Here is a 21,928-nt window from a genome sequence, read left to right as displayed (position 1 = left end):
CATTTCCGATAAATCATCACAACATATTGTTTGTATTTAATTATTTTACTAAATCGAAAAAATATCAGGGACCGATCAGTTGTTCGGTATCCAACACCCCTGTCATGAATCATGCAAAACATTCCAATAATTCCAACAGGGTGTTTCAATTCCTTCGAAAGATCCGGCCGGGAAATCCTTTTCAACCGTGGAAAAATACAGGGAGAGTTTTCAAGCCCGAACGACCAATTCCTGTACAAAGTCACCCAAGGAAATATCGAGTCGCTCGATCCCCTGCTCCCTCAGGAATCTATCCTCGTTTCTTGTCAACTCTCCTGGCAAAACAGCCCAGTGCTTGAGGGCGGACCGTTTCATGATCTGGCGAGCAAAAGTTCGCTCCAGTTGATTGCTGAATCGACACCCCATGAAGACAAAGTTCTTACCCCCACGAATGCGTTTGACCGCATCTGGAATGGGGGTCTGAATATCGATTTCTGTCATGACTTCGACAAAATCCGTATCCGACACGAGAAAGTTATTCCCTGGAGAAATTGAACCCAAGGGCTTATAGATCAATTTGCTCCAGTTATCAGCCTGACTTGCTTCAACAAGATCCCCCCCCGACTGATAGTAGTGAACCCAGGTGCCAAAATGTTCAGACTGACTGACTCCGTGCACCTGCCCCCAATCACCGCCCGGTGACATTGCTCTTTGCATGGCATTGTCATACCAGACATCGACGATCAAGGCGGGCCCCAAAGGAAGGCGCGCAAGATAATAATGAAGGGGGCTTGGCTCCACTTGCGGCATGAAAGCCTCGGTCATGATTCCGGCCAAACTTTTCCGATGCTTGAAGTTTTCGATGAACTGAGCTGCAGCCGTCAGGTTCTTACGAACCTTATGCGGAACAGAAGCTTTTGAAACCAGTTTTTCCACCAGAGAATTCGGGGAATTGGGCACCGGGCAATTCGGCACGAGATCCAATACCCCTGGGCCCAGATAGGGAATAAACCGGCCTGTTTCCAGGCCATCCCTGATCAAGCCGATCTCGTTCATACCGATATTTCCTGTTTGAGTACGTTGAGTTGTTCGGTAGAAAGCCTGAAAACACCCCGGCCACCTGAAAGAGATTCATAGCAATTTTGAGTATTACGACTCAAATGATTGAACCAGTTCTGGGCCGTCAGGGCAGATGGGCGCTCACCAATTTCACTGACAGTCGCGTCATTGTTGAAGCGTACATGAATCATGATATTTTCCATGGTGTGTCGTACTCCTACATGAAACTGAGAATTTCAATGGTGATATTTTCACCGCCCAATAATGCCTGACAAGCGAGCCTCGATTTGGAACCAATCCCAACGAGGGTATCGAGTTTTTCGTTTTCGACTCGCTGAATTTTGGAAAGACTTTTTTTTCCTTCCGTCACGAATATATGACAGGAACCGCACTCAGCCTTGCCTTCACACTTGTGAGGAATACTTTCGCCAGAATCAAGAATGGCGTGAAGAATACTGACTCCTTCCGCTGCTTCAATTTTTTTCCCCGAGGGCATCATGGTTACAACAGGCATTTCATTTCTCCTTTATCTATCAATAAATAGCCGAACCGGCTCCTACATTCAATGAAGCATCTTTGGTGATCTTGACGATGAACCCCACTTGGTCTTCCGTTAAATGCCCATGAAAGGGCAAGACAATGACTCTATCAGCCACCTTTTCCGTGACCAGAAAATTTCCCTTTCGGTAACCTGCCTTCTGGTAATAGGGCTGGAGATGGGCTGGCTGGCAATAAGCCGCCGCTTCAACCCCTTCGGTATGTAGATCATGGATGATGGCGTCACGACTACTTTTCGAAAATCGGGTACCCAGATGAATCAGGTAGAGAAACCAATGAACCTCATCGACATCCTGGGCGATGTAAGGATCTTTGATTCCTTCAAAGGAACGCACATGATCGTAGTAAAAATCTTCAACTTCCTTTCTTCGTTCCAGGATTCGATCAATCCGCTGTAACTGGACCAATCCCAGAGCAGCCGTCATATCGCTCATCACGCATCCCCAGGGTAACCGTACCCCAGCAATGACAGAAAACCGTTCATCCTGACGACGATTTCTGATTTGCCTGATGGCGGAATAAAGTTGGGAATCGTCTGTCACGATCATTCCTCCCTCTCCACAAACCAGAGGACCTGGTTGCGAAAAGTCGAAAATCGCCAGATCTCCAAATGAACCCACCGGCTTGCCCTTGTAAAGTGAGGCAATGGCTTCGGTGGAATCCTCGATCAATAAAAGACCCCGTGCTCTGGAAAGTTCCATGAATTCATCCCAGGGTGCCGGATGACCGTTGGTATTTCCCACCAGCAATGCCCGGGTGCTCGAGGTAATTTTAGTTGCAGCCTTGACAGGATCCAGGGTTCCTGCCCAGTAATCGATCTCCGAAAATACCGGAGTTGCCCCACAATGAGAGACTGCATGGCTGATCTGATGCCACGCATAGGGAGAAGCAATCACCTCATCCCCAACACCGATTCCCTTTGCCTGTAGGGAAATCACGAGGCCCAGGATTCCACTATGAACGGCAATGGCATGTTTGCGGCCAAGAAAAGCAGCAAACGCCGTTTCAAATTCCTCGACCTTACTTCCGTGACTGATTCTAGGTGACCTCAGAACCTCTGAGACACTTTCTATTTCAAGTTGGCTGATGTCGGGATCCGAAAGCGTGATCATTGCTTTTTTTCCACCACAATCACCCCCGTGGCCTCAAGCAGTTCCTGGGTAATCTTCCAACAGTGATCCCGACCATCCACCAGATGGATATCAAACTCCTGACAGCTTCTGAAGGGCGTATCACCTGCTATATCAGAGGGCTCGCAACGAGTCAGTGAAACTCCGGGAAATCTCTCTTTGAACATTGCCGACAGACTTCTTCTATCTTCACACTCTTCGAGAAACTGCTCGATCATTTCAATATCGATATCCATTTCATCCCTCGCTTTTTCTGGCCTCAACGGTTATGGGTAACTTGGTGTCTGCCTCCATTTCCGGTAGTTCCAATATCCAGCCATTCCCAAGGGTAACCTTCCCTCCCCAAAGTCCAGGCTTTTCCATGGTAAGGATGGGTTCTTCCAGATCCTTCTTGGGAACATAGATCGAGTGCCCCCCCGTTGCATTTTTTCTGATCATGACTTTCATTGAATCTTTCCCCTCATGTTGTCGATAATGTCCGGCAATACGCCCAACAAATGATCCACCTCCTCTTTTGAGGTGTCACGACCAAGAGAGAACCGTACTGAACTTTCCGCGCCCAGCCCCAATCCCATCGCCAGCAATACATGAGAGGGGTGATTTCCTCCTGCAGTACAGGCAGCGCCGGTTGAAACATGAATCCCTAGTTGATCAAGCTTATCCACGATCACTTCGCTGGGGAGACCATGAAAGCAAATGTTGCTGGTATTGTTGACCCGCAGGGCATTCTTTCCGTTGACTCGTGCAAACGGAACCATTTGCAGAATCTGAGATTCCAGATAGTCTCTCAACCAGGCGATTTCTTTCCAGTGGGAGTTTTGTGCCAGGATTCCGCACACCACCCCCAGCGCAGCGATTCCCGGAAGATTTTCAGTCCCCCCACGCATTTTTCTTTCCTGATGACCGAAAAAAATGGGGGGTAACCACTGCTTCTTCCTCACAAACAAAACGCCGATTCCCTTGGGAGCATGCATCTTATGGCCTGACAATGAAAGAAAATCAGCCGCCGTTGACTTCATGTTCACTTCAGCCTTGCCACAAATTTGCACGGCATCGGTGTGAAACAATGCTCCGCTTTTATGAGCGATCTCCGCTGCGGAATTCACCGGAAAAATCACTCCAGTTTCATTATTGGCCCACATCAGAGAAACCAGAGCAGTCTCTTCGGTCACGGCACTTTCGAGATCGGACAAGTCGAGATTCCCATCGCTGTCTACACCCAACTTCGTCACCCGATAGCCCTTTTTTTCCAGATCTGCCAGCAGTAGCAGCGTCGAAGGATGTTCTACCCTACTGGTGACAATTTGCTTCCTGCCAGGCAGAGCTGCGCAAGCCCCCAGAATCGCCATGTGGTTACTCTCAGTGCCCCCACTGGTAAATATGATTTCCTGAGGAGCAGCCCCTAAAAATTCCGCCACCTCTCCCCTGGCCCTGATTAATCTCTGTTTGGCTAATTGGCCAACACCATGGGTGCTGGAAGGATTTCCAAATTCGCTCATAGCCACAATCACAGCCTCCAGGCATTCCTTGGAAAGCGGTGTCGTTGCGTTGTAATCGAAGTAAGTCATGGCCAAAATTTTCTATGTTTATCCTGATTAAGTACGGTCAGAAGCAGCGGTAACGTTTCAAATTCGGACTCAAGACACCAAGTTCCATGGCTGTGATCCTTTCGATAAAGTTGCCATGTTCCACTCTCCCTGTTGAATTCAATCCTGGCAATGTCGATAGTCCCACCTGTCTTATCAATATTCCGGGAACAACAAGGACTCCTGACTTCGTATCCCCCGGGAATGGAATGCACTTCCGGGGAAACATAGCGATACCTGCACCTTTCGGATAATTTTTTTTGAATTCTTTTGAAATCAACTTCATTGGGATGTGGATACCTTTCCAAAGAACCCTCCCCATCGTCCATGTGCCGCCGATCTTCAGAGGGATACCAACTCCTCTTCCAGGCAACCCACCACCAATCCTTCAGCGAACTCCACCAGATAAACCGGGGTATTGGTCTCTTCATGACTACCCACTTGAACGATCTCGCCGCTACACCCAGTCTTCACGAGTAGATCGCCCGGCTCCTTTCCAGGAAAGGTTCCATCGTTCAAAAGATCCGTTATGGCTGTGACCGGCTGTCCCCACTGATACTTTGGAATTCTTTCACCTATCATGATTTCACCTAGGCCTGATAACGGGGGTAGTTGTTATCGATGACGCAAGTGTTTTCCACAGGACAGACAGCCACACACTGCGCATCATCAAAATAACCGATGCATTCCGTACATTTTTTCGGATTGATCACAAAGGTTCCATCCTTCTCATAAATCGCTACATTCGGGCATTCCGGTTCGCAGGCCGAACACGCGGTACATTGGGATGAAATGATCTTGTACGCCATTTTGGTATTCCTCTCGAAGTTGATTCCACTCACACGACCCAAATCATGAGCAACAAGCATGCCAATTCAAAACTTACTAAAAAAACATAAAATATCCTTACAATACAACCAATTTTAATTTGTTTATATCCATACATCCCTGTCTCATCTGTCGCAAACGCGACAACCCTCCATTGATCCAGCGGTTCAATGTTTGTTACCTGAATCGCTCTATTTTTTTGGTTTCCCCCCTTTTTCCAGTCATCCGTCCTGCTCTTCAAGGTTCTGAATTCGTCTTTCAATGGATCTTTGTCGAAATTTCCAATCACTTCTCCCTATTGGCACAACTATTGCTCAGGGTTAGGTAATGCCTGAATATCCGGGGGTTGACATGACTGTAATCATTAACGATGTAACGTTACGCGACGGCGAACAAACCGCTGGAGTGGCTTTCAATGCGGAAGAAAAAATTGCCATTGCCTGCGCGCTGTCAGAATCCGGGGTTCCCGAGATGGAGGTAGGTATTCCAATCCTTGGCCCGGAAGAACAGGAAATCATCCAGGCGATCACAAAAATGGGACTTTCTGCCCGTTTGATGGTGTGGGGCAGAATGTTGCATGAAGACCTGCTTGCCATGGCAAAATGTGGGGCTGACATCGTCAATCTGTCTATTCCAGTTTCCGACCTTCAGATTTTCAATAAAATCGCCCGGGATCGAAAGTGGGTATTGAATACCATTAGCCGTCAGGTCAGCGAAGCCCGGGATCTGGGCATTGAGGTCAGTGTTGGTGGGGAGGATTCTTCCCGCGCCGATTTGAACTTTCTGATGCAGGTCATGGAAACGGCGCAAATTGCGGGAGCCAGAAGATTTCGGTTTGCAGATACCATGGGACTACTGGATCCCTTCACGACCTTTGATCGAATCCAGCAGTTGAAAAGAAATTCGGACCTGGAAATCGAAATTCATGCCCATGATGATCTTGGTTTGGCTACGGCTAATACCCTTGCCGCCGTCACTGCCGGTGCGACCCACGTCAACACCACGGTCAACGGTCTGGGGGAAAGGGCGGGTAATGCACCCCTTGAGGAAGTCGTCATGGGCTTGAGACACCTTTATGGCATTGAAACGGGTATCAACGCGCGTTGCTTTCCGGAAATATCAGAACTGGTCGCATGCGCCTCTGGCCGTCCGATCCCTGCCAATAAATGTATTGTCGGCAGTTCCGTTTTTACCCATGAATCAGGGATTCACATTGACGGCCTACTCAAAAATGTAACTAATTATCAAAATTTTGACCCCGCTGAAGTAGGTCGTGAACACTGCCTCGTCCTGGGAAAGCATTCAGGCTCAAAATCCGTTCTGAACGCCTACGCCAAACTCGGTATTCTGCTGAATGATGCCGAGGTCAAATCAATCCTTGGTCGTATTCGGAATCACGCGATTGCCAACAAGCAAACTCCCAATGCCGGAGACCTGAAACGCTTCTACGCGGAAACTCTATCGATATTGCCCCCTCCTCACTGAGGGCCCCCTGACTTAGAGAGGTCGTTTTAAGAATTTTGTTTGATCAGGTTTGTCGTGTTTGCTACATTTCTTCTGGTGATCATAATTAACCATTAATTATCAACTAGATAATTTTGGCACAGGAATTGCTTAGGTTACTGTTGTAGTTTTGACCATCGTTATATAGTTAACTACATAACGACAATCTCTTCGCACACAAACTCAACAAGGTTAAATCACCATGACTTCACTCATAAGCAAATCAACCTCATCACGATTGATCAGCTCAGGACTGTTTTCCCTGACGTTCAATGCCTTTGCCGATCCGGATCCAAATTCTCTTTCCTCCGATTCTCCTGAATCCAGCACGAAGGATGGCTGGTTTGCCACCGTCGATAAAACTCAGGAGGAACAGCCCCATTGGATGACCCCACTGGTGACGGTGACCCCGCGCCTGGAAGAAGAGTATCGCTACGATCAAATCATTCAAAACAAGACAGGGGGAACCACACTGACCAACAACGGGGGCGGAAAGGGACTGGAATTGATTCCCTCCGAACATGTTGAAGTCATCATCGGGCAACCTGGCTACATGAGCAACCAAACTCCCAAAACCACAACCTCGGGATGGGCGGATGAATCGCTTCTCATGAAATACCGATTCCTGTCTGCCAACGAAGAACATGGCAACTATATCGTCACGGGCTTCATGGGGGTGAGTCTTCCAACGGGGAGCACCGCTTTTACCCAGAACTATACTGTTACCACCCCGACTCTGGCGGTTGGAAAAGGTTGGGGAACTCGGGATCAGGGGGTAAATGTACAAAGTACATATAGTAAAAGTTTTCCGTCTGGAAACCAGAATATTTTTGGCGAACCCACCGTCTGGAATACCTCGTTTCAAGGGCATTTTTCCAACTATTTCTGGCCAGAAATCGAAACCAGTTTAACCCGATGGGAGGGGGGTCTACTCTCCGGGAAAGATCAGATGGTCGTCACTTACGGTATCCTCTTCGGTCGAATTCCTCTCGAAGGTCGAACCAGACTTATTCTGGGTGTAGGGTATCAAACGACCAACATGAGTGGATTCAGCACCTTTGGTAATGGCTGGGTCACTTCGGCCCGACTGGCATTCTAATTCAGCAAGAAAACACACGATCGGTGGGCTTGACTGCCACAAGCCCACCCTATTTCCTTTTAACGAACTCTTTTGGCATGAGCCAATAAAGCGTGGTGCCCCCCTTCACAATTTTATGTTTATGAAAAGAGCCCATGACCTATACTGACCCACTCACGCGACTTTGTCGTACCCCAAAAAACCATGGCTGACATTCAAACAGTGCTTTCCAGGACATTCAATAATTTTTTTGAATCTGAAAAGTCGAGCGGTATTCTCCTGATTTTCTGTACCCTCGTATCACTTGCCCTTGCCAATTCATCCCTGGGGCATGACTACCTGGGTTTCTGGCATGTCCCTATTGCTGGCCTGACCATAGAACACTGGGTGAACGATGGATTGATGGCAATTTTTTTTCTGTTTGTGGGTCTGGAGTTAGAGCGCGAACTTTACAACGGTGAACTTTCAAATCCAAAAAATGCGCTGTTACCGGTAGTTGCTGCACTCGGCGGGATCAGTGTCCCGGCATTGATTCATTTCATGCTGAACACAGGAACTCCGACTCAAGCCGGAACCGGCATACCGATGGCGACAGACATCGCCTTTGCTCTGGGTGTGCTGTCCATGCTGGGTAGCCGGGTGCCAGCGTCACTGAAGATATTCCTGACGGCACTCGCCGTGATCGACGATCTTGGCGCGATAATCGTGATTGCCCTGTTTTATACTGCGCAGTTTTCCCTGATCCATTTGGTCAGTGCGCTGGGCGTATTTATTCTACTCCTCGTTCTTAACCGGGTATTCAAGGTCATGTGGATGCCGCTCTACTTATTGGGCGGAGTTCTGATGTGGTTTTTTATGTTCAAATCCGGTGTTCATGCCACCATTTCCGGGGTCCTGCTCGCCTTCGCCCTTCCCTTCTCAGCCAAGGCAGAGGACGAAGAATCGCCTTCTCACCGACTTGAAAATTTTCTGCACAAACCGGTGGCTTTTATGATCCTGCCCCTGTTTGCCCTGGCCAATACGGGGTTTATCATCGGACCCGCATGGCAAAACAGCCTGGCGAGCAGGAACAGTTGGGGAATTATCGCAGGCCTGGTGTTCGGCAAACCAGCGGGTATTACCCTGGCGTGCTTCCTGGCTGTCGTAATAAACGTCTGTCAACTTCCCCTCGACTTGAAGTGGCGGCACATTTTCGGAGCCGGTCTCCTAGGGGGAATTGGCTTCACGATGTCCATCTTCATCGCCAATCTGGCCTTTTCCGGCAAGGCGGAAATCATCGATGCATCAAAATTGGCGATTCTTCTATCGTCCCTTGCTGCAGGGACACTCGGTTTTCTTTGGTTGAAACTGTCCAACTCTGAAATTCAGAGTATGGAGTAGCGAACCCACAGGTGATGTTCAGCCCCCGGAGCCAGGGTGATCACGTCCTCAGCCGCGTTGGCATTTTCCACACAGACCATGTGAAGATAGCCTTCCTCTCCCATATCGCCCAATTTTGCCGACTTTTCAATCCAGGGATTCCAGACCACTGTGGATGCGCTCCCGTTCTTGGTAATCCGGATTTGGCGTTTCATCAGAGGATCCTCAATCAGAATATCCTGTGTGGCCCCCAGATAGATACGGTCGGTTTCCTGCGTAAAATTCACCGACCCTTTCTGAACCTTGCGATCCCCACCCTCCACCTTGTCAAGGTAGATGCATTCTTCCAGTCCAAGCAAGCGAACGGTACGGACATCTTCCACCCGAAAGTAGGTATGGAGGGCTTGTCCAATGATTATCGGTTGGCTTCCCAAGTTGTGGGTCACAAGATCCACTTCCAGGTGAGAACCGATTGTGATGTGGCTCTTCAGGGTAGTGGCATAAGGCCATTGATTTTTTGGAAATGCGGTTTCCGGAAGGAGGAAGGTGAGTTGAGTGGTTCCGTCTGTCTGCGTTTCCACGCGCAATATTTCCCACAGGGCAGTGCGCGCAAAGCCGTGGGCAGGGAAATCCCCTTGCGATTCGTGCGGTCCGAACCATGGCCAGCATACAGGAGCCCCCCCCCGGATCGACTTTCCCTTCAAGAAGGAAGCTTCTTTTGACAGCCAGATGACCGGTTCTTCGCCCTTCGGCACCCAACTCGTCAGTTGAGCACCCTGAAGAGCAATGCGCGCAGAGGCCCATGGGTTGTTCACATCCACATGAATGAAACCGTTGGAGTCTTGACAAAAACTCACTTGATTCGGAATACCATGGCGATGATTCAATTCGGCAATACTTTCCACCTTTCCTCCTCAACAAATGGACGGACGATCCTATTTCAGGGTCATCGTCTCACAATTGGATCCTGAAGACCAGAATTTTGGAAAACCTCTCCCAGACCTACCGAACCGTTCTGGTCTCCGTATCCTAGAGGGCAAGAATCCATTTTTTCCATACCGGTGGCGCGTGGATCCACCTCCATGGCTTATCATAAGCCCCATGGACAAAAAAGAATCTTGGGATGTGATCGTCATCGGTGCAGGCGCAGCGGGCATGATGTGTGCTGCTCAGGCGGGACAACGGGGTCGTAAGGTGTTACTGATCGATCACGGTCGAAAGTTGGCCGAGAAAATCCGTATCTCCGGGGGCGGGCACTGCAATTTCACCAATCTTCACTGTGCACCGGATAATTATCTTTCCCAGAATCCTCACTTCTGCCGTTCTGCCCTCACGCGCTTTACTCCCCAACATTTCATTGCTCTGGTGGAACGTTACGGCATCCGCTACCACGAAAAAACCCTGGGACAATTATTTTGTGATGGCAGCGCCCAGCAGATCATCGCCTTGTTACAGAGTGAATGTGGGCAGGGGCAGGTAAACTGGCGCATGCCCTGCGAAGTGCAAACGGTGGGCCGAAATGAAGAAGGATTTCAGGTGGCGACGAACCAGGGCCTTTATCAGACCCAGGCGCTGGTCATGGCCACTGGGGGACTGGCCGTCCCAGCCATTGGCTCGACCCCGATGGCCTATCAAATCGCCGAACAATTTGGCCTGACGGTGATCTCGCCCCGTCCGGCCCTGGTACCGCTGGCCCTGGAACCTGAAACCCTGAGACAGTTTGGCGATTTGTCCGGCCTTTCCCTGGAAGTCGAAGTCTCTTGTCGCAAAGGACGTTTTCGCGAGTCCCTGTTATTTACCCATCAAGGAATTTCTGGCCCGGCTGTTCTGCAAATTTCTTCCTATTGGCAAAACGGAGATTTCATCTCCATCGACTTATTGCCAGACAAGGACGCTGAAACCTGGCTCCGCGCCCATGGTTCCAGTCGAGTTCGGATCGATAATTTCCTGGCAGAGGTCTTGCCGCGCAGATTTGCGCAGCAATGGTGTGCCGCCCATAATCTGTCAAAACCACTCTGCCAGTTTACCCCACCGGAACTACGAAAAATCGCGGATGCCCTCGAAAACTGGCGGATCCGACCCTCGGGAACCTTGGGTTATAACAAAGCCGAAGTTACCCTGGGGGGCGTTGCCACGGAGGGCTTATCGTCCAGAACCATGGAATCCAAAGCAGTTCCGGGGCTTTACTTTATCGGGGAAGCCGTGGATGTAACGGGACATCTGGGTGGATTCAATTTTCAATGGGCTTGGGCCAGCGGAAATGCTGCCGGACAGGCGGTATGAATCTTTTGGCTTCCGCACTGACCGAAGAGAATTAGCAGCAAATTTTGGACTTGACCTCCCTTTTCAAGCATAATTGCCTGTCATCGGCAACGATCCAGCCAATATTCCCAATTTAAGAACATGGACAATCCACGTGTCAATCAGTATGTCGTCACGGGGGCAGCACGTCGCGGCGGAGCCGCCATCGTACGATCACTGCATGACGCTGGGTACCGCGTCATCATACATTGCCGTACCTCCTCGCAGGTTGATGCCGACATTCTTTACCATTCCTTGAATGCTCAGCGTGCGCACAGTGCTCGACTCTGGGTGGAGGATCTGTGCAATCCTTTTCCCCCTCCCTTCTTTTGTACGGACATCGATGGCATCGTGGCCAATGCCTCGGATTTTTCCCCGACAGACCTCGATAACTACGAAGACCACCTGGAACGGGATCTGGGTAGCCACCTTTATGGCCATCTACGCCTGATTCGCCAATGTCGTGACTCCTTGGTAAAACGGCAAGGTGCTATTGTCGCCATCGGTGATATTCACTTTCATCGCCCGGCGTCCGGTTACCTGACCTACCACATTGCCAAGAATGCCCTGATGGCCGCAATGCAAGCCCTGGCCGTGGAACTTGCGCCCCAGGTTCGGGTCAACACCGTACTCCCCGGTCACTTTGACTGGCCGCACAAATCCCAGGCGTTTGCCGAAGAAAATCAAAAAAGAATCCTGCATGCAGTGCCCCTGAAGCGCTTGGGCCAGTTTGATGAATTGGCTCGTGCCGTTCGTTTTTTATTGTGCGAAGCCACTTTTACCACCGGCTCCTTTCTGACCGTTGATGGCGGTCTGTCACTCCATATCGAAGGTTAAAATGCCCCTGACCCCTCCCCTTTCTTCTGATTCTCTTACCCGTTTCGTTCTGGAGGGCATTGACCTCGAGTTAGAAATCGGGATCAATGCCTTTGAAATAGGCAAACCCCAGAAGGTCTCTCTCACGGTGAGTGTTGAAGTGCCCGACACCCTCTGCCACATTGCAGATTCACGGGAAGGATTGCTCTCTGGCTACGACTACAACCACGTTTATGATGCCATCAAGCAAGCCATCTCCGAACCTGTGACGCTGATCGAAGTGCTGGCCCAGCGAATCGCCGATCTCCTTTTGCGTAATCCCGAAGTCCGGGTTTGCGAAATCAAGGTAATGAAGTACCGGATGTGGCCAGAAGTGGCTACGGTGTCTGTTTCCATTCGGCGTTCTCAGCCTCTCAGACCTGGGGCCGTATAAAGGAAGGTCGAGAAAGCGCTATCCTTGACAAAAAACAGGGGCCTGTAGGATAATCTCGGGTTCGGGGTGTAGCGTAGTCTGGTAGCGCGCCTGGTTTGGGACCAGGATGTCGGGAGTTCGAATCTCTCCACCCCGACCATAGAGAGTCGACCCGAGCGAGTGCCCGTAGCTCAATCGGATAGAGCACCAGCCTTCTAAGCTGGGGGTTACAGGTTCGATTCCTGTCGGGCACGCCATTCCTATTGAATGACGTCGGCACCCGGAGGGGGAGTGAAATGAAAAGTATCCGGAGTGAATTTTGGATCTTTCTCGAATTGAGTAAACACGATGCTGAGGGTATGTCCAAAACTATCCCTCAACTCCATCCGCGCCAGCGCCTGATCCGTAAATCCCATTTTGACCCATTCAAACCCTGATTCCGTACTTTTGGGTTTGGCCATCACCCATTCCAACCCCTCGCTCTCCCCACCCTCCGTAACCACATACCCTTTCTCCAAGGCATCATCCCCCGCCAGTAAGGCGGCCGGAGTACTGCCCAAACTCTGACTCATTTTTTTTCGGGTCACCTGCTGCAAATCCGGATCCCAGATCCAGAGGGTCTGACCATCTGCCACCAAGGTCTGTGGATAAGGACTACGATACTCCCAACGAAACTTGCCCGGCCGCGAAAACAGGAAGACGCCCCGACTGACGGTTCCTCCCGTATCTCCCTGTCCCTTGAGGTTGCGCTGCTCGAACTGTGCCTCTCCCCTACGCGTGTCGCGCAGAAAAGCATGCAGACGGTCGAGACCGGAGGCGCTGGCCCACCCCATACTTCCCATCCACAAAATTACGCCGAACCACAGTTTCCATTGCTTCATTCCCGCCCTCCTCCCACCAAGACATCCCGACTGCCATTGGTGGCCATACTGGACACCAAACCCGCTTTTTCCATATCTTCAATCAAGCGCGCCGCGCGGTTATAACCAATCCGCAAGTGGCGCTGCACTTGAGAAATCGAGGCTCGCCGCGTTTCCAATACCAATGCCACGGCCTGGTCATACAGAGGATCCTGCTCTCCAGTGGACTGCCCTGGAGCCGTTTCCGGATCCATGCCCTCCTCGATTCCTTGCAACATTCCTTCCACATAGGCCGGTTTGCCCTGCGCCTTCAGATAATGCACGACTTGGTGCACCTCGTCATCGCTCACAAAAGCCCCGTGCAAACGGTGCGGATAACCGGCTCCTGTGGGCATATAAAGCATGTCTCCCTGACCCAGCAACGCTTCTGCACCCATCTGGTCGAGGATGGTGCGTGAGTCTACCCGACTGGAGACCTGAAAGGAGATACGGGTGGGGATATTGGCTTTAATCAGCCCGGTAATCACATCCACCGAAGGACGCTGGGTCGCCAGGATCAGATGAATCCCCGCAGCCCGTGCCTTCTGGGCAATCCGCGCAATCAATTCTTCCACCTTCTTGCCCACCACCATCATCAGATCCGCCAATTCATCGATCACCACCACGATGAAAGGCATCGGTTCCAGTGGCTCCGGAGTATCTGGGGTCAGAGATAAAGGATTCATGAGTGGTTGTCCCTTGTGGAACGCCTCATTGATTTTTTGGTTGGCACTGGAAAGGTTTCGCACTCCCAATTGTGACAAAAGTTTATAACGACGATCCATCTCTGCCACACACCAGTTCAAGGCATGGGCCGCTTCCTTCATGTCCACCACCACCGGTGCCAAAAGGTGTGGAATCTCGTCATAAACCGACAATTCCAACATCTTGGGATCCACCAGAACCAGACGAACCTGCTGCGGTGTCGCTTTATACAGCAAACTCAGGATCATGGCATTGATGGCCACGGACTTTCCAGACCCTGTTGTTCCCGCCACCAAAAGATGGGGCATTTTGGCCAGATCCACCACCACCGGATTGCCGGCAATGTCCTTACCCAGCGCCAAGGTAAGGGGCGAAGCCATATCTCCATAGACCGCCGCCCCTAAAATTTCAGAGAGTCGTACGGTTTCGCGCCGCGCATTGGGTATTTCCAAACCCATGCAATTCTTTCCCGGAATGGATTCCACAACCCGGATATTTCCGACGGTCAGAGCACGTGCCAGATCCTTCACCAGATTGATGATCTGACTCCCTTTGACCCCCACTGCCGGTTCAATTTCGTAGCGCGTGATGACAGGACCAGGCAAGGCAGCCAATACCTTCACGCTGACATTAAAATCCGCCAATTTTCGTTCGATCTGGCGCGACGTGAATTCCAGCAATTCCTGGCTCACCGATTCCCGTACAGAATTGGCCTCGTCCAGGAGTTTGAGGGGAGGCAGGGTGGAATCGGGAAGATCCTTGAACAGGGGCACCTGACGTTCCCGTACCGCCTGCATGGAAGGCTCGATCTGGGTAGTGACCGGCAACACCTGCAAAGGCTCGTGATCTTCCTGTAATTTGCGGGCTTCCTGTACCAAGGTCTGGCGTTGCTCACCAGCTCGACGTCCCACGCGCCGATCAATGGCCACACTGCGCTTCGAGTTGAAGCGGCGGAAGAGATTTTCACAGGTCGCTCCCAAGGATTCCGCCAAGTGTAGCCAGGAAATCCCCGTCATGAGTGAAAACCCCAGGGCCCATGCCAACAGCAGAAACATGACCGCCCCACTCAGTCCGACCCCCTGAATGGCCCAACTGGCCAGTTCGCACCCCAGCACGCCACCACCGCCACTACAGGTCCCTTCGCCCATGGCCTGAAGAGGCAACTCGAAATGCATTCCGGCCAGACGCATGGCTTCCAGCCCTGCGCTGGAAACCACCATCAGCAGAAACCCCAGGCCCATCAGAACGAACCAGTACCGAGGTACCGGCGACACAGTTTCTTTTGCCCCGCTGAAGTTCGGTTCGAGTTTGAGATAACGATAGCCGCGCCAGGCCACCCAACCCAGAACGACCACGAACCAACCCGCTGAAAACCCGAACAGATAAAGTAAAAAATCTGCCAACCAAGCCCCCACCCGTCCACCCGCGTTGGCCACATGGGAGATGGAGACTTCCCAGTCAGGACGATTGACCGCCGATCCCAGGGACCACCCTGGATCGGTCCGATGATAGGTCAACAGGGACAAAGCGAGATAAAGTGCCAGCAATACCACCAGCAACAACAGGGCCTCGCACAACAGACGGGTCAACTTCAGGGCAAGGGGAGAATCACTCATGGGCTGATTATAGCCTTTCTGACTTCGAAACGATAAGAGTCATCGAAGGGAGGATGGTACAATCATGGGCTGATTTAATTACGGGAGAAGACCATGCCCAAACGCCGTCATTCACGTCTACTGATCCTGGGCTCCGGCCCCGCCGGTTATACTGCGGCAGTTTATGCTGCGCGCGCCAACCTCCAACCGGTATTGATTACCGGGATTGCTCAGGGAGGCCAGTTGATGACCACCACTGAGGTGGACAACTGGCCTGCCGATGTGCATGGTGTCCTGGGACCGGATTTGATGCAACGCTTTCAGGCCCACGCCGAACGTTTTCACACCGAAATCCTCTTTGACCAAATTCATCGGGCGGACCTGAACACCCGTCCCTTCGTCCTGGAAGGGGATGACGGAGTTTACACCTGCGATGCGCTGATCATTGCCACCGGTGCTTCCGCACTTTATCTGGGCCTACCTTCGGAACAAACATTCATGGGACGCGGCGTATCAGGCTGCGCCACCTGTGATGGTTTCTTCTACCGGGGCGAGACAGTCGCCGTGATCGGGGGAGGCAATACGGCAGTGGAAGAAGCGCTGTATCTCAGCAATCTGGCCGCTCACGTCACCCTTGTTCACCGTCGTGACCGCCTTCGTGCCGAACCCATTCTGGTGGATCGACTCATGGAAAAAGTGGCGCAGGGAACCCTGAGTATTCGCTGGGATCATGTACTCGATGAAGTATTGGGAGATGAGTCGGGAGTCACCGGAGTACGTCTGCGCCATACCTCCTCCGGAATCCCTGAAGAATTGACGGTCAAAGGCGTGTTCATCGCCATTGGTCACCGCCCCAACACGGAACTCTTTGTCGGCCAACTGGAAATGGATGGTGGCTACCTGATCACACGTACGGGTCGCACCGGAAACATTACCGAAACCAGTATTCCCGGCGTATTTGCGGCAGGTGATGTGCAGGATTCAGTTTACCGTCAGGCCATCACCAGCGCCGCCACTGGATGTATGGCTGCCCTTGACGCCCAGCGCTATCTGGAAAGTTTGGCCCATGCCGGCTAAGCCACACCCTTGAACGTCAAACCGATCAAAACCTGCGGCATCTGGGTCATCCTGCTGGCGATGATCTGGAGCTTGGGACTGGGGACGCGCGCCCTCACTCGGCCCGATGAAGGGCGCTATGCCGAAATCGGCAGGGAAATGGCCGTTTCGGGAGATTGGGTAACCCCCCACCTGAATGGCATTCCCTACTATGAAAAACCACCCCTGCAATACTGGGCTACGGCATTCAGCATCGACCTGCTGGGGCCTACCCCACTGGCTGCTCGTCTTTGGACCGGTTTGCTCGGCTTTTTGGGAATCCTGGCCAGCGCTTTTTTTGCTCGGCGCCTCTTCGGAACGGAAGCCGGATGGCGTGCGCCCCTACTCCTGGCAGGAACCTTCTATTACACCGCGCTGGGACATATCAACACCCTCGACATGGGGGTTACAGTCTGGATGTTTCTGGCGGTGGGGTGTTTTCTGCTGGCCCAACAGGAATCCTCTCCGCGCTTCTGGATGACCCTGGCCTGGGGTGCCGCCGCCGCCGGATTCATGAGCAAGGGTCTCATGGCCTTGGCGCTCCCCGGCGGTACTTTAGTGCTCTACACCCTATTCACCCGTGATCTGAGCCCCTGGAAAAGACTTCACCCATTTCCCGGCCTGCCCTTGTTTTTATTGCTCACCTTACCCTGGTTCTGGCTGGCCAGTCGCGTTCACCCCGAGTTTCTGTGGTTTTTTTTCATACACGAACAGTTTGACCGGTATACCACCACTCTCCATCAACGGGTGGAACCTGTCTGGTATTTTATCCCCATCTTGCTGGCAGGTCTCTTCCCCTGGACTCTGGTGGCTCTGCGCGCCACAGGAAACACCTTGCTTCGCAGCCATGGTCGCCATTTCTCACCCGCCCGATTTCTCGCCATTTATGCCCTCTTCGTCGTCGTCTTCTTCAGTTTGTCCGGCTCCAAGTTACCCGACTATATTCTCCCGGCCTTCCCGGCATTGGTACTGCTCAGCGCCCGCCAACTCAGTTTGCGCCCGGGCCCCTTCCCGCTTAGCCCCCCTCTTCTGCTGACCCTGGGCGGCGCTTTTTTCGGAGTTACTGCGTTACTTTTTAGGTTCCCCACCCTCCCTGAAAGTTTGGGCTGGTCGTTGGGAATGGACCCGGACATGATTCCGGGTTACCAGAATTTTTCTTACTGGATTGCCACTGCTGCCGCACTATCTCTGGTTCTGGGCTACCTGGCCCACCGCCAGCGTGCCCTGCCTGACCGCAGTTTGAAAACTGTCGCCATCGGTACGCTGCTCGTCACCCAACTGCTGCTCAGCGGGAGTAACACCCTGGCAGATTTTCAATCCGGGGTCACCCTCGCCCACCGTCTGGGCCCTCGATTCGCAGCGGCCAGCCATCTATACAGTGTGAACACCTACGACCAGACGCTGGATTTTTATCTGCAACGCACCGTCATTCCTGTGGCTTATCAAGATGAAATGGCCTTTGGTCTAAGTCTGGAACCCCAACACTTCATTCCTACCCTGGAAAAGTTCAAACCGCTTTGGGCCTCGGATCTGGGGGCCTTGGCCATTCTTCCTCCACCTTTGTACGACGTCATGAAAAACCAAGGTTTCCCCATGCACCTTCTGTTTCGGGATGCGCACCGTGTTATAGTGGCTCGAACATGAGCCTAGTCAGTTTTTCTCTCATCCTTTCCGGTGTGCTACTCAATGCCGTGGCCCAGTTGCTGCTTAAGGCAGGAACCAACCAGTTGGGGCAGTTTGCATTCACCTGGGAGAACCTCTGGCCCATTGCGCTCAAAATTTGTACTCAATGGCCCATTCTGGCGGGACTGTTCTGCTATGCCGTCAGTGTGGTGGTATGGATTCTGGCACTTTCACGCGTCCCTGTTTCCCAGGCCTACCCCCTGTTGTCCATTGGCTACGTGGTCAATGCTCTGGCGGCGTGGGCGTTGTTGGGAGAAACTCTGACAGGTAGCCGGATTTCAGGCATTGCCGTCATTCTCGTAGGAGTATATTTGATTGTCCGCTCGTAACCTGCCCTATCTGCCCTTTGCCCGCCCCACAATCGATGAATTCATGGTGGAAGCCGTCGGGGATACCCTGCGTTCCCTGTGGATCACTTCAGGGCCTCAGGTTTTGGCTTTCGAAAAAGCCCTGTCCGAGTATCACGGAGGACGCCCGGTCCGGGTCTTTTCTTCGGCCACGGCGGCCCTTGAGGTAGCGGTCCTAACGGCGGGCATCGGCCCCGGCGATGAAGTCATCATCCCTGCCCAGACCTTTTTTGCCTGTGCCAATGCAGTAGCTCGCACGGGTGCCACCCCCGTCTTTGTGGATGTAGACCCCATCACCCGCAATCTGGATCTGAATGCTGCCGAAGCCGCCATTACGCCCCGCACCCGTGCCCTTATGCCAACCCATTTTGCCGGTTGGCCGGTGGCTCCGGAACCCCTCTATGCCTTGGCCCAAGAACATGGACTACGGGTTATCGAAGATGCCGCCCTGGCCATTGGCAGTCGCTGGAAAGGAAAACTCATCGGCAGTTTTGGGGACATGGTGAGTTTCAGTTTTCATCCCAACAAAACCCTCACCACCATCGAGGGAGGGGCACTGATTTTTGCCAGCGAAGAAGAGGCGCGCACCGCCGAGCGTCTGCGCTTCCACGGCATTGTCCGCCTGCCCGACGGGACCCGCGACGTCGTGGTCACCGGCAGCAAATCCAACTTGCCCGATGTCAATGCGCGCCTCGGGTTGATGCAACTGGCCCGTCTCGAGGAATTCATCGCCCGCCGTCATGTCTTGGTCGCCCGCTATTTTGAACGTCTGCACACCGATCCACCCTGTGAACTGCCTTTTCGAGGAGACGAGGGACACAGTTGGAATTTCTTTGCCCCCCTCCTGCCCCTCGAGCAGTTGCGCTGGAGCCGCAAGGAAATCATGGACGCTTTGCATCAGGAAGGCATCGGTAGCGGAATCTCCTATGAAGCCTTGCATCTGACCACCCGCTATTCAGCTCTGGGATACCAGGCGGGAGATTTCCCCCATGCCGAGCGCATCGCACGCACAACCCTGACCCTCCCCCTCTATCCCACCCTTACCTTGGAGGAGGTAGACCGGGTCTGCGCAACCCTGGAAAAAATCCTGAAACAGGCTGCCCGATGAATCAAAAACCTGCCCTTTCCGTCGTCATTCCGGTCTATAACGAAGAAACCGGATTGCACCTGCTCTTCGACCGTCTCTATCCAGCCCTCGATGCCCTGCAAATCCCTTACGAAATACTCTTCATCAATGATGGCAGTCGCGACCGCTCCGCTGCCCTGTTGCGCGAGCAATTCCAATTGCGCCCCGAGGTGACCCGCGTCATCCTCTTCAACGGTAACTATGGGCAACACATGGCCATCATGGCAGGGTTTGAACATTGTCGGGGCAAGCGGGTGATCACTCTGGATGCCGACTTGCAAAATCCTCCAGAAGAAATCGTCAATCTTCTTGCCGCCATGAATCAAGGCCATGATTATGTCGGGACCATCCGCCGCACCCGGGAAGACAGTGCCTGGCGCCATTGGGCTTCGCGCCTGATGAATCGCCTGCGTGAAAAGGTCACTCATATCCACATGACCGATCAGGGCTGTATGTTACGGGCCTACGACCAGCGGATCATCCAGGCCATCGTTTCCTGTCGTGAAGTGAACACCTATATTCCTGCCCTGGCCTACAGTTTCTCCTCCAACCCTACGGAAATCGTGGTGGGGCATGAAGAACGTTCAGCGGGGGAATCCAAGTACTCCTTATATAGTTTGATCCGTCTTAATTTTGATCTAATCACCGGGTTTTCCATCCTGCCCCTCCAGTTCTTTTCCTTGCTTGGCATGGGTCTGTCGCTGTTATCCGCCTTGTTTGTCATTTTTCTGGTTCTGCGCCGCCTCATCGTCGGTCCTGAAGCCGAAGGAGTTTTCACCCTTTTTGCCCTTACCTTCTTCCTGATCGGTATTCTGCTGTTCGGTATTGGTCTGTTGGGAGAATACATCGGACGCATCTACCAGCAAGTTCGCGATCGTCCGCGTTTCCTCATCCAGGGCATCCTGGAAGCCCCCTTGCCACCGGAGGAATCTGGCGATGCCTGATAAAGTCAAAAATCCGGTACGTGTTGTGGTGTTTGCCTACCATTCAGTGGGAGTACGTTGCCTCCAGGTGCTCCATCGTTCCGGCCTGGATATTGCTTTGATCGTGACCCACCCGGATGACCCAACTGAAAATCGCTGGTTTGATAGTGTGGCCGAATGGGCATCTCACCAGGGCATTTCTGCCCTTACCCCCCCAAACCCCAATGATCCCGCTCTGGTGGAGCGAATTGCCGCCCTTCATGCGGATTTCTTTTTCTCTTTCTATTATCGACAGATGCTGGGTGCCGACTTGCTCGCTCTGCCCAAACGCGGCGCCTATAACCTGCATGGTTCGCTTCTGCCCCGGTACCGGGGACGGGTTCCGGTGAATTGGGCGGTCATTTGTGGCGAAATGGAAACTGGTGCCACCCTGCATGTCATGACTCTCAAACCAGACCAAGGCGATATCATCGCCCAGGAAAAAGTGCCCATCGGTCCGGACGACACGGCTCATGATGTTTTCCTGCGCGTCATCGAGGCGGGCGAACGGGCTCTTTCTCGAGTGCTTCCCGCTCTGCTGGCAGGAAAAGCCGTGCATCATCGGCAGGATTTGTCCCAGGGAAATTACTGTGGTGGACGCCGCCCCGAAGATGGAAGAATCGACTGGAGCCAACCTGCCCAGGCCATTCATAATCTGGTGCGAGGCGTGGCCCCTCCCTATCCCGGAGCCTTTACCCTGGTAAACGGGCAACCCCTGCGCGTTCTTAAGACCAGTCTTCATCCCCACCCGGATGCCCTGGCAAGGACTCAGGGCGGGGATGGGCAACCCCTCTACCTGTTACAAGCAGAATGGCGGGGGCAAGGTCTGAACACAGCGCAATTCAAGGCCACGTTTCCCCAAGGCTGCGTACCGGATCCTTGGCCCGCAACAAAAAGCCCTTAAAAT

General features: G+C 52.5%; 26 protein-coding genes and 2 tRNA genes. 14 read left to right on the top strand and 14 right to left on the bottom strand.

Going from position 1 to position 21,928, the window contains the following annotated elements:
• Window positions 1-210: 210 nt before the first annotated feature.
• The 11 genes from IV91_RS0102580 to IV91_RS0102535 are packed head-to-tail and all read right to left on the bottom strand — an operon-like array spanning window position 211 to window position 5,429.
• Window positions 211-1,035, bottom strand: coding sequence for an SIR2 family NAD-dependent protein deacylase (locus IV91_RS0102580; protein WP_031595774.1), 825 nt, complete (start codon window positions 1,033-1,035; stop codon window positions 211-213).
• The gene (locus IV91_RS0102575) at window positions 1,032-1,241 is read right to left on the bottom strand and encodes a hypothetical protein (RefSeq protein ID WP_031595773.1); all 210 of its coding nucleotides are present in this window, start codon (window positions 1,239-1,241) and stop codon (window positions 1,032-1,034) included. Before IV91_RS0102575 ends, IV91_RS0102580 begins: the two co-directional genes overlap by 4 nt.
• Before the next feature lie 14 nt (window positions 1,242-1,255).
• On the bottom strand, window positions 1,256-1,552 hold the full coding sequence (locus IV91_RS0102570) for a 2Fe-2S iron-sulfur cluster-binding protein (RefSeq protein ID WP_031595771.1): 297 nt from the start codon (window positions 1,550-1,552) through the stop codon (window positions 1,256-1,258).
• A gap of 19 nt (window positions 1,553-1,571) precedes the next feature.
• Entirely contained in the window at window positions 1,572-2,708 is a 1,137-nt protein-coding gene (locus tag IV91_RS0102565) for a DegT/DnrJ/EryC1/StrS family aminotransferase (protein WP_031595770.1), read from the bottom strand.
• Window positions 2,705-2,962: a hypothetical protein gene (locus IV91_RS15590; protein ID WP_035417014.1), complete on the bottom strand. Its 258-nt coding sequence runs from the start codon at window positions 2,960-2,962 to the stop codon at window positions 2,705-2,707. The genes IV91_RS0102565 and IV91_RS15590 overlap by 4 nt, the downstream gene beginning before the upstream one ends.
• Before the next feature lies 1 nt (window position 2,963).
• On the bottom strand, window positions 2,964-3,173 hold the full coding sequence (gene nifT, locus IV91_RS0102555; RefSeq protein WP_031595767.1) for a putative nitrogen fixation protein NifT: 210 nt from the start codon (window positions 3,171-3,173) through the stop codon (window positions 2,964-2,966).
• Entirely contained in the window at window positions 3,170-4,294 is a 1,125-nt protein-coding gene (locus IV91_RS0102550; RefSeq protein ID WP_031595765.1) for a cysteine desulfurase family protein, read from the bottom strand. The genes nifT and IV91_RS0102550 overlap by 4 nt, the downstream gene beginning before the upstream one ends.
• Window positions 4,291-4,641, bottom strand: a complete 351-nt coding sequence (locus IV91_RS19635) for a DUF3024 domain-containing protein (RefSeq protein ID WP_084189863.1) — start codon at window positions 4,639-4,641, stop codon at window positions 4,291-4,293. Before IV91_RS19635 ends, IV91_RS0102550 begins: the two co-directional genes overlap by 4 nt.
• Window positions 4,642-4,654: 13 nt before the next feature.
• Complete coding sequence (locus IV91_RS0102545) at window positions 4,655-4,894, bottom strand: nitrogen fixation protein NifZ (protein WP_031595764.1); 240 nt, start codon at window positions 4,892-4,894, stop codon at window positions 4,655-4,657.
• An 8-nt stretch (window positions 4,895-4,902) separates the two neighbouring features.
• On the bottom strand, window positions 4,903-5,121 hold the full coding sequence (locus IV91_RS0102540) for a 4Fe-4S binding protein (RefSeq protein WP_031595762.1): 219 nt from the start codon (window positions 5,119-5,121) through the stop codon (window positions 4,903-4,905).
• A gap of 29 nt (window positions 5,122-5,150) precedes the next feature.
• The gene (locus tag IV91_RS0102535) at window positions 5,151-5,429 is read right to left on the bottom strand and encodes a hypothetical protein (protein WP_031595761.1); all 279 of its coding nucleotides are present in this window, start codon (window positions 5,427-5,429) and stop codon (window positions 5,151-5,153) included.
• A 62-nt stretch (window positions 5,430-5,491) separates the two neighbouring features.
• Between IV91_RS0102535 and nifV the strand changes: the two genes are divergently transcribed.
• The 3 genes from nifV (at window position 5,492) to nhaA (ending at window position 9,101) form a co-directional block, all read left to right on the top strand.
• On the top strand, window positions 5,492-6,625 hold the full coding sequence (gene nifV, locus IV91_RS0102530; RefSeq protein ID WP_031595759.1) for a homocitrate synthase: 1,134 nt from the start codon (window positions 5,492-5,494) through the stop codon (window positions 6,623-6,625).
• Window positions 6,626-6,845: 220 nt separating this feature from the next.
• Entirely contained in the window at window positions 6,846-7,742 is an 897-nt protein-coding gene (locus IV91_RS0102525) for a hypothetical protein (RefSeq protein WP_150112354.1), read from the top strand.
• A 183-nt stretch (window positions 7,743-7,925) separates the two neighbouring features.
• The gene (gene nhaA, locus IV91_RS0102520) at window positions 7,926-9,101 is read left to right on the top strand and encodes a Na+/H+ antiporter NhaA (protein ID WP_031595755.1); all 1,176 of its coding nucleotides are present in this window, start codon (window positions 7,926-7,928) and stop codon (window positions 9,099-9,101) included.
• Here nhaA and IV91_RS0102515 read toward each other — a convergent pair.
• The gene (locus IV91_RS0102515; RefSeq protein ID WP_031595754.1) at window positions 9,086-9,985 is read right to left on the bottom strand and encodes a D-hexose-6-phosphate mutarotase; all 900 of its coding nucleotides are present in this window, start codon (window positions 9,983-9,985) and stop codon (window positions 9,086-9,088) included. The genes nhaA and IV91_RS0102515 overlap by 16 nt on opposite strands.
• A 196-nt stretch (window positions 9,986-10,181) precedes the next feature.
• Between IV91_RS0102515 and IV91_RS0102510 the strand changes: the two genes are divergently transcribed.
• From IV91_RS0102510 to IV91_RS0102490, 5 genes are all read left to right on the top strand, one after another.
• Window positions 10,182-11,363, top strand: a complete 1,182-nt coding sequence (locus IV91_RS0102510; protein ID WP_031595753.1) for a BaiN/RdsA family NAD(P)/FAD-dependent oxidoreductase — start codon at window positions 10,182-10,184, stop codon at window positions 11,361-11,363.
• A gap of 120 nt (window positions 11,364-11,483) precedes the next feature.
• Window positions 11,484-12,218: an SDR family oxidoreductase gene (locus tag IV91_RS0102505; RefSeq protein WP_031595752.1), complete on the top strand. Its 735-nt coding sequence runs from the start codon at window positions 11,484-11,486 to the stop codon at window positions 12,216-12,218.
• Between the two features lies 1 nt (window position 12,219).
• On the top strand, window positions 12,220-12,630 hold the full coding sequence (locus tag IV91_RS0102500) for a dihydroneopterin aldolase (RefSeq protein WP_031595751.1): 411 nt from the start codon (window positions 12,220-12,222) through the stop codon (window positions 12,628-12,630).
• Window positions 12,631-12,692: 62 nt separating this feature from the next.
• Window positions 12,693-12,769 (top strand) — tRNA-Pro (locus tag IV91_RS0102495).
• A gap of 20 nt (window positions 12,770-12,789) precedes the next feature.
• A tRNA-Arg gene (locus tag IV91_RS0102490) sits at window positions 12,790-12,866 on the top strand.
• Between the two features lie 3 nt (window positions 12,867-12,869).
• Here the strand turns inward: IV91_RS0102490 and lolA are convergent.
• Together lolA and IV91_RS0102480 are read right to left on the bottom strand one after the other, a co-directional pair.
• On the bottom strand, window positions 12,870-13,490 hold the full coding sequence (lolA, locus tag IV91_RS0102485) for an outer membrane lipoprotein chaperone LolA (RefSeq protein ID WP_031595750.1): 621 nt from the start codon (window positions 13,488-13,490) through the stop codon (window positions 12,870-12,872).
• The gene (locus tag IV91_RS0102480; protein ID WP_051861899.1) at window positions 13,487-15,829 is read right to left on the bottom strand and encodes a DNA translocase FtsK; all 2,343 of its coding nucleotides are present in this window, start codon (window positions 15,827-15,829) and stop codon (window positions 13,487-13,489) included. The genes lolA and IV91_RS0102480 overlap by 4 nt, the downstream gene beginning before the upstream one ends.
• A 93-nt stretch (window positions 15,830-15,922) precedes the next feature.
• Between IV91_RS0102480 and trxB the strand changes: the two genes are divergently transcribed.
• From trxB to IV91_RS0102450, 6 genes are read left to right on the top strand one after another with little or no spacing between them, the layout of a single operon-like run.
• Entirely contained in the window at window positions 15,923-16,885 is a 963-nt protein-coding gene (gene trxB / locus IV91_RS0102475; RefSeq protein WP_031595747.1) for a thioredoxin-disulfide reductase, read from the top strand.
• A 9-nt stretch (window positions 16,886-16,894) separates the two neighbouring features.
• Entirely contained in the window at window positions 16,895-18,547 is a 1,653-nt protein-coding gene (locus tag IV91_RS0102470) for a glycosyltransferase family 39 protein (protein ID WP_035417010.1), read from the top strand.
• On the top strand, window positions 18,544-18,915 hold the full coding sequence (locus IV91_RS0102465) for an SMR family transporter (protein WP_031595745.1): 372 nt from the start codon (window positions 18,544-18,546) through the stop codon (window positions 18,913-18,915). Before IV91_RS0102470 ends, IV91_RS0102465 begins: the two co-directional genes overlap by 4 nt.
• A complete protein-coding gene (locus IV91_RS0102460; RefSeq protein WP_031595744.1) occupies window positions 18,902-20,041 on the top strand; it encodes a DegT/DnrJ/EryC1/StrS family aminotransferase in 1,140 nt (379 codons plus the stop codon). Before IV91_RS0102465 ends, IV91_RS0102460 begins: the two co-directional genes overlap by 14 nt.
• Window positions 20,038-21,003: a glycosyltransferase gene (locus IV91_RS0102455; RefSeq protein WP_035417009.1), complete on the top strand. Its 966-nt coding sequence runs from the start codon at window positions 20,038-20,040 to the stop codon at window positions 21,001-21,003. The genes IV91_RS0102460 and IV91_RS0102455 overlap by 4 nt, the downstream gene beginning before the upstream one ends.
• Window positions 20,996-21,925, top strand: a complete 930-nt coding sequence (locus IV91_RS0102450) for a formyltransferase (protein ID WP_051861897.1) — start codon at window positions 20,996-20,998, stop codon at window positions 21,923-21,925. Before IV91_RS0102455 ends, IV91_RS0102450 begins: the two co-directional genes overlap by 8 nt.
• Window positions 21,926-21,928: the final 3 nt, after the last annotated feature.

Origin of the sequence: Ferrovum myxofaciens, from assembly GCF_000735045.1 — a bacterium.
GTDB classification, from domain to species: Bacteria; Pseudomonadota; Gammaproteobacteria; order Burkholderiales; family Ferrovaceae; genus Ferrovum; species Ferrovum myxofaciens.
This window is presented reverse-complemented; position numbering and strand designations above follow the sequence as displayed.